Below are 7040 nucleotides of genomic sequence, written 5' to 3'. Positions count from 1 at the left end.
TGCAGACCGGAAAAATTAGCGAATGAGAACAAGTATCAGAATGAAGGTAGATCGTGGGGGGCGGGGATGGTCCCCTGTAGGAGCTGGCTTGCCAGCGAAGGGGCCAGCCCATTCAACATCAATGTCGACTGATCCGACGCCTTCGCTGGCAAGCCAGCTCCTACAGGGGGCGGTGGTTCAGGCAACATCTATGGCGCCTGTGCTGGCCTCTTCGCTGGCAAGCCAGCTCCTACAGGGGGCGGTGGTCGAGGGGTCAGGCGCTGGCGGCCATGGCATGCCGCCGGTGATGAACTTCCAGCTGGTCTTTGATCACCCGTAACACCTTGGCCTCGTGCTCATGGATGAAAAAGTGCCCACCGGCCAGCATGTCCACGGAAAAACTGCCGCGGGTTTCCTTGCTCCAGCCGATCAACTGCTCGGGGGTGGCCCGGTCAGTCGTACCGCCGAGCACGTGGACCGGGCACTTGAGCATGGGTTGCTGAATGGGCTCGAATCGACCGCAGAGAAGAAAGTCCGCCCGTAATACCGGCAGCGTCAGGCCCATCAGCTCTTCGTTGGCCAACACTTCTTCGCTGGTACCGTTGAGCGTGCGCAACTGCTCGATCAACTCGGCATCCGTCTTCGGCTCTGCAAAACCACGATCGTAGTCGGCACGCATCGTCGGTGCGGCCGTGCCTGAAGCGAACAATGCCACCGGCTCCGGCAAGCCCAGCGAGCGCAAGGCATGGGCCATTTCACAGGCCAGCAATGCGCCCAGGCTGTGGCCGAACAAGGCGTAGGGTGCCTTGAGTGTGGTTTTCTGTTCATGGGCCAGTTGCAGCGCCAGGCGCCGCATGTCGGTGTGCAAGGGTTCGCCAAACCGCGCGCCACGTCCCGGTAGCTCGACGGGCTGCAGTTTCAGCCACTCCGGCAGTTTGCGCCGCCAGCGGCTGTAGACCATGGCGCTCGCGCCTGAATAGGGCAGGCACAGCAATGTCAGCTGGGTCACCGGGCTTACCTCGAGAAGTTGTATGTATAGGAGAACGGATGAGCGCCAAAGGAAATTAGTTGTACAAATCATCCTGTGGGAGCGGCGGTGCGACGATTCGACTTGCCCGCTTACAGGAGATTTTTGGTGAACACGAATTCGGGGAACGACGCCGACCCCATGTAGGAGCCGGCTTGCCGGCGAAGACGGCGGCACATTCAGTAGAGATGTTGACTGACAGACCGCATTCGCTGGCAAGCCAGCTCCTACAATTTGATCTCTATTTCAAATGACGATGGCTTTGGACTGCAGAACCGAGCACCACAGCCCCCGCCCCGATCGCCACCCAAAACCCGCTGCGGGGGCCAAAGGCATCGATCAGCCACCCCGAGCTGGCCGCGCCGATCGCCACGCCGATACTCAACCCGGTCACCAGCCAGGTCAGGCCTTCGGTGAGCTTGGCCGGCGGCACTATTTGCTCCACCAGGGCCATCGCAACGATCAAGGTCGGTGCGAAAAACAGCCCGGCGACGAACACCGCCAGCGATAACCCGAGAATGTTCGTCGCCAGCAGCAGCGGCAAGGTGGTCACCGCCGTCGCCACCCCGCCGTACAGAAACAACCGAGGCAATGGCACCTTCGAACGCAATGCCCCGAACGCCAGTCCCGCCAGACACGAGCCAATCGCATACACCGACAGCACAACGCTCGCCGCCGCCGGTTGGCCCTGGTGCTGGGCGAACGCGACGCTGACCACATCGATCACGCCGACGATGGTGCCCATGGCGACCATCAACAGCACCAGCCATTGAATCTCGCTGGAACGAATGATCGAACCTGGATGATGTGCTTCATGGGGATGCACGGGCGGCTCGGTGTCGCGCTGCAGCACAAACGCGGTGACCCCGACCGCCAGCATCAGCAACGCCATCAACGGCCCGGCCTCGGGAAACGCCACCACGCACAACCCCACCGACAACGGCGGCCCGACGATAAAGCAGACCTCGTCGAGCACCGACTCCAGGGCATAGGCGGTTTGCAGCTCAGGCTGACCACGATACAACTCGGTCCAGCGCGCCCGCACCATCGCCGACATGCTCGGCATGCAACCAGCCAGCGCGGCAAACAGGAACAAGGTCCAGTTCGGCGCTTGCAAACGGGTGCAGAGCAATACCAGCAGCAACGCCCCGCCGCCGATCAGCGCTGAAACCGGCAAGATCCGCCGCTGCCCGAAACGGTCCACCAGGCGCGAAACCTGCGGTGCGCAAAATGCCGTGGCCAAGGCAAACGTGGCGGCCACCGCGCCCGCCAATCCGTACCCACCCTGCAGTTGCGAGAGCATGGTGATCAGGCCGATGCCGGTCATGGAGATGGGCATGCGCGCGATCATGCCCGCCAGCACAAAAGCCCGGGCGCCTGGGGCTTTGAATAGCTCGCGGTAAGGGTTTGCCATGGGGCCCTCTGATCCATTGTGGACGTGCAAAGTGCCACAAAGCCGACCAGGAGTAAAAAATGCCCGGGCAATGCCCCTGGCAACAGCCTTGCGCAGCTATCGGAGCTGAACTAGATTTTCCATTCCCACGTAAACAAAGTCTGAAGTTCACTACGAAGTCTGGTCCGCAATAATGTCCAGTAGCGAAGACCTGCAGGAGTCTTGCTATGGAAGAGCTATTGATTCTGGTCAGCCCGAAAGACCGCCAGACCGGCTATGCCCCCAAGTTGCAGGTACATCAGCAAGGCCTGCGGCACCGCGCATTTTCCATTTTCATTTTCGATCGCGATGGGCGTCTGCTGCTGCAGCAACGGGCGCTTGGCAAATACCATTCGGCGGGCCTCTGGACTAACACCTGTTGCGGCCATCCTCGCCTGGGTGAACGAACTGTCGCGGCAGCGCAACGGCGGTTGCGCGAAGAAATGGGCATGACCTGCAAACTGTTCAAAGTCTCGACCTTGCTCTATCACGAGCCCGTCTCGAACCAGCTTATCGAGCACGAATACGATCATGTATTTGCAGGTATATGCGACATCGACCCCGTCGCGAACCCCGATGAAGCCCAGAGCTGGCAATGGCAGGCGCTCTCGCAGATTCCTGCTGCCATCGACGCTGCACCGCAGACGTTCACCGCGTGGTTTCGCAGGATCTTCGAAACATACGGCCTGGATGGCGTACGGCAATGGCATGAACGCGCACTGAGCTGCACACCGCCAGGCCGGGTAACTGCGGACTGGCACGTACCTGCGCTGCACTGCCCGGTACTCCTCAGGATTGACGAATCGCTCGCGTCAGAGGTCGATGACCGACTCATGGGCTGGGTGGAGAACACCGGCATTTTCGCCGATCAGCAGCAAAAGGTCCGCACTTCGGGATTCGGCCGTTTTGCGATGTTGTGTCACACCGACACCGACGATCCGGATCGCCTGCTGCTGTCCGCTCAATGCATTGCCGCATTGTTCGCCGTGGATGACTACTACTGCGACGACGAAACCACCGGATCGGTACCGGCGCTGGTCGGTCCTCGCCTGTCCGTCGCACTTTCCGCCCTGGAACCGGTGCATCTGACCGAGTGTTACCGCATGGAGCTGGAAACTGCCCTGGACAGTGATCCTGTACTGGTGGGCCTGCGCGCGTACATGGCGCGTGTCGCCGAGTTCGCCACGCACTCCCAGATCGCCAGGGTCCGTCATGAGATCATCGCCATGTTCGTCACGATGACAGCCGAAGCCGCCTGGCGCCTCATGGGCACCACACCAGCCCTCTGGGAATACCTGGCCCAGCGCCAGACCAACAGCTTTCTGCCCTGCATGTCGCTGATAGACATCATCGGCGGCTATGAGCTGCCGGCCAATGTGTATTTCTCGCCTGCCGTGCGCCGTGTCACAACCTTGGCCGCCAGCGCTACCATCATTGCCAATGACCTTTATTCCGCCCCCAAGGAATGCCGGGCTGCAGTCGGGGATTTCAATCTTCCGGGGTTGCTGGCAAATGAGCGGCATTGTTCGATCGAACACGCCATGCAGCTGAGCGCCGACATTCATGACGATGTCATGCGACTGTACGAAGCCGCCGAGAAAGAACTGCTCGCGAACGCCTCGCCATTGCTCAAGCGTTACCTGGCAGGCGTGAAAAGCTGGGTGGCGGGAAGCCTGGAATGGCACCGCCACAGTAGCCGATACCAGACTTGAGCCATGAAGACCTGCCGTCCAGGCCATCTTGAAATAAGTTCTTGCGCCAGCAAATGAAGATCTTTTCATGCGTTGGCCTGAACTCTATCCGGCGCTCGCCAGTCAGCTAGTTAGGCCCTCAACTCAAGGCGCTGACGTTCATGCAGCTATCCCTCGTTCAACAAATTGCCCTGGTCACCGGCGCCAGTTCCGGCATCGGTGCCGCGGCTGCCAAAGCCCTGGCCGCGGCCGGTGCCGCAGTGGTGATCAACTACCATTCCCAGGCCGAGCCCGCCGAAGAACTGGCCCGGCAGATCAATCATGAAGGTGGTCGCGCGATCGCCATCGGTGCCGACGTTTCCAAAGAAAAAGACGTCGAACAGCTGTTTGCGCAAACCCTCGACGCCTTCGGTTATCTGGACATTCTGGTGGCCAATTCCGGTATGCAGAAAGACGCCGCCACCGTCGACATGACCCTCGCCGACTGGAACCAGGTGATCGGCGTCAACCTCACCGGCCAGTTCCTCTGCGCCCGCGCCGCGCTGCGGATTTTCAATCGACAAGGCATCCGCCAAGGCGTGTCCCGGGCCGCCGGCAAGATCATCCACATGAGTTCAGTGCACCAGCGCATTCCCTGGGCCGGTCACGTCAATTACGCCGCGTCCAAGGGTGGCGTCGACATGCTGATGCAGTCCCTCGCCCAAGAGGTCAGCCACCAGCGCATCCGCGTCAACGGCATCGCGCCGGGGGCCATCCGCACGGCGATCAACCGCCGCGAAACTGTAGGCGACGCCGAGCGAGAGCTACTCAAACTCATTCCCTACGGCCGGGTCGGCGACGTCGATGATATTGCCAACGCGGTGGTCTTCCTCGCCTCCGATGCTTCCGACTATATCGTCGGCACCACCCTGTTCATCGACGGCGGCATGAGCCTCTATCCGGAGTTTCGCGGCAATGGTTGATCATCTTCTTGAACGACAAAGCGCCATCGACGCCCACGGCATCATCGGCGACATGCGCAGCGCGGCGCTGGTCAACGACAAGGGCAGCGTGGATTTTTTCTGCTGGCCCGAGTTCGACAGTCCGTCGATCTTCTGCTCGCTGCTGGACACGCCCGAAGCGGGCATTTTCCAACTGGCGCCAGACCTGCCCGATGCTCGCCGCGAACAGATTTACCTGCCCGACACCAACGTGCTGCAAACCCGCTGGCTCAGCGACCGCGCGGTGGTGGAAGTGACCGACCTGCTGCCCATTGGCGACAGCGAGGATGATCTACCGGTATTGATGCGCCGGGTGCGGGTAGTCAGTGGCCGGGTAACCATTCACATGCGCTGCGCCGTGCGCCATGACTACGCGCGCGCCAAAACCCGCGCGCGCATGGATGACCGACACGTGACCTTCGCGGCCACCGACCAGCCGTCCCTGCGCCTGTCTTCAGACCAGGTGCTGCGTATCGAAGACAATGCGGCGGTCGCCGAATTCACCCTCGAACAGGACCAGAGTGCCGAGTTCCTGCTCGGCGGCATCGACGATCCGCGCTTCAAGGAAGGAGGCGCCACGCTGTGCCTGGAACGCACCCTGAAGTACTGGCGCGACTGGTCCGGCCAATCCAGTTACCGGGGGCGCTGGCGGGAGATGGTCAATCGCTCGGCCCTGGCCCTGAAACTGCTGACCTCGCGCAAACACGGGGCAATCGTCGCTGCCGCCACCTTCGGCTTGCCGGAAACCCCTGGCGGCGAACGCAACTGGGATTACCGCTACACCTGGATCCGCGATGCGTCATTCACCGTCTACGCCTTCATGCGCCTGGGTTTCGTCCAGGAAGCCAACGACTACATGCGCTGGTTGCGCGGGCGGGTCAGCGATTGCCAGGGCAAGCCGATGAAAATCAACATTCTGTACGGCATCGACGGGCGCCAGGAGCTGCCGGAAACCGAACTGTCGCACCTGTCCGGCCATGGCGGCGCAGTGCCGGTGCGCATCGGTAATCAAGCTTATGACCAGATCCAGCTCGACATCTTCGGCGAGCTGATGGACGCGGTGTACCTGGTCAACAAATATGGCGATGCCATCTCCCACGAGGGCTGGCAACACGCTGTGGAAGTGGTTGATCAGGTGTGTGAAAACTGGCAGCAAAAGGATGTGGGCATCTGGGAAATGCGCGGTGAGCAACATCACTTCCTGCACTCGCGACTGATGTGCTGGGTAGCGCTGGATCGCGCCATTCGCCTCGCGTCCAAACGCTCGTTGCCGGCCCCGTTCGCCCGCTGGGACCAGACCCGACAGGCGATCTATGCCGACATCTGGGGAAACTTCTGGAACGAGGAACGGGGGCATTTCGTCCAGCACATCGGTGGCACCGCCCTCGACGGCTCGATGCTGCTGATGCCCCTGGTGCGTTTCGTCAGCGCCAAGGATCCGCGCTGGCTCTCGACCCTGCAAGCCATCGAAAAAACCCTGGTGCGCGACGGCTTGGTCTATCGCTATCGCAATGAAGACAGCGGGATCGACGGCCTCGCCGGCACCGAAGGCGCCTTCGCCGCGTGCTCGTTCTGGTACGTCGAGTGCCTGGCCCGGGCCGGTCAGGTGGAGAAGGCCCATCTGGAATTTGAACAACTGCTGCGCTTTGCCAACCCGCTGGGGTTGTATGCCGAAGAATTCGACAGCCATGCACGGCACCTGGGCAACACGCCGCAGGCGCTGACGCATCTGGCGCTGATCAGCGCGGCGTGTTTCCTGGATCGGAAATTGAGTGGGGAGAAGAATTACTGGCAGCCGTGAGACCGAGTCGCCCTTCTGTGGCGAAGGAGCTTGCTTCCTGGCCACAGATTTGTGTAAGACAAAGTCCTACATTTTATAAACAACATCCGCCTCCAGTACCCAAAATACCCTGTTGCCAGCCGCCACATCC

5 protein-coding genes are annotated in these 7040 nt (G+C 61.2%); 3 read left to right on the top strand and 2 right to left on the bottom strand.

Going from position 1 to position 7040, the window contains the following annotated elements; all coding sequences use genetic code 11:
- Positions 1–253: 253 nt before the first annotated feature.
- On the bottom strand, positions 254–988 hold the full coding sequence (locus tag F8N96_RS29155; protein ID WP_150800733.1) for a thioesterase II family protein: 735 nt from the start codon (positions 986–988) through the stop codon (positions 254–256).
- Positions 989–1247: 259 nt separating this feature from the next.
- Complete coding sequence (locus tag F8N96_RS29150; protein ID WP_150800732.1) at positions 1248–2420, bottom strand: MFS transporter; 1173 nt, start codon at positions 2418–2420, stop codon at positions 1248–1250.
- Between the two features lie 206 nt (positions 2421–2626).
- Between F8N96_RS29150 and F8N96_RS29145 the strand changes: the two genes are divergently transcribed.
- The 3 genes from F8N96_RS29145 to F8N96_RS29135 all read left to right on the top strand — a co-directional run bounded on the left by F8N96_RS29145 (position 2627) and on the right by F8N96_RS29135 (position 6910).
- Positions 2627–4150 carry a family 2 encapsulin nanocompartment cargo protein terpene cyclase gene (locus F8N96_RS29145; protein WP_150800731.1) on the top strand — a complete coding sequence of 508 codons (1524 nt, stop codon included), beginning with the start codon at positions 2627–2629 and terminating at the stop codon, positions 4148–4150.
- 140 nt (positions 4151–4290) lie between these two features.
- On the top strand, positions 4291–5091 hold the full coding sequence (locus F8N96_RS29140) for a glucose 1-dehydrogenase (RefSeq protein WP_150800730.1): 801 nt from the start codon (positions 4291–4293) through the stop codon (positions 5089–5091).
- Entirely contained in the window at positions 5084–6910 is a 1827-nt protein-coding gene (locus F8N96_RS29135) for a glycoside hydrolase family 15 protein (RefSeq protein ID WP_150800729.1), read from the top strand. Before F8N96_RS29140 ends, F8N96_RS29135 begins: the two co-directional genes overlap by 8 nt.
- Positions 6911–7040: the final 130 nt, after the last annotated feature.

It is taken from the genome of Pseudomonas fluorescens (assembly GCF_902497855.1).
Taxonomy (GTDB): Bacteria; Pseudomonadota; Gammaproteobacteria; order Pseudomonadales; family Pseudomonadaceae; genus Aquipseudomonas; species Aquipseudomonas fluorescens_BI.
This window is presented reverse-complemented; position numbering and strand designations above follow the sequence as displayed.

Excerpts from the sequence above, each read along its gene's own strand:
- F8N96_RS29145 (WP_150800731.1), top strand. The coding sequence starts at position 2,627 with ATGGAAGAGCTATTGATTCTGGTCAGCCCGAAAGACCGCCAGACCGGC.
- F8N96_RS29135 (WP_150800729.1), top strand. The coding sequence starts at position 5,084 with ATGGTTGATCATCTTCTTGAACGACAAAGCGCCATCGACGCCCACGGC.
- F8N96_RS29140 (WP_150800730.1), top strand. The coding sequence starts at position 4,291 with ATGCAGCTATCCCTCGTTCAACAAATTGCCCTGGTCACCGGCGCCAGT.
- F8N96_RS29150 (WP_150800732.1), bottom strand. The coding sequence starts at position 2,420 with ATGGCAAACCCTTACCGCGAGCTATTCAAAGCCCCAGGCGCCCGGGCT.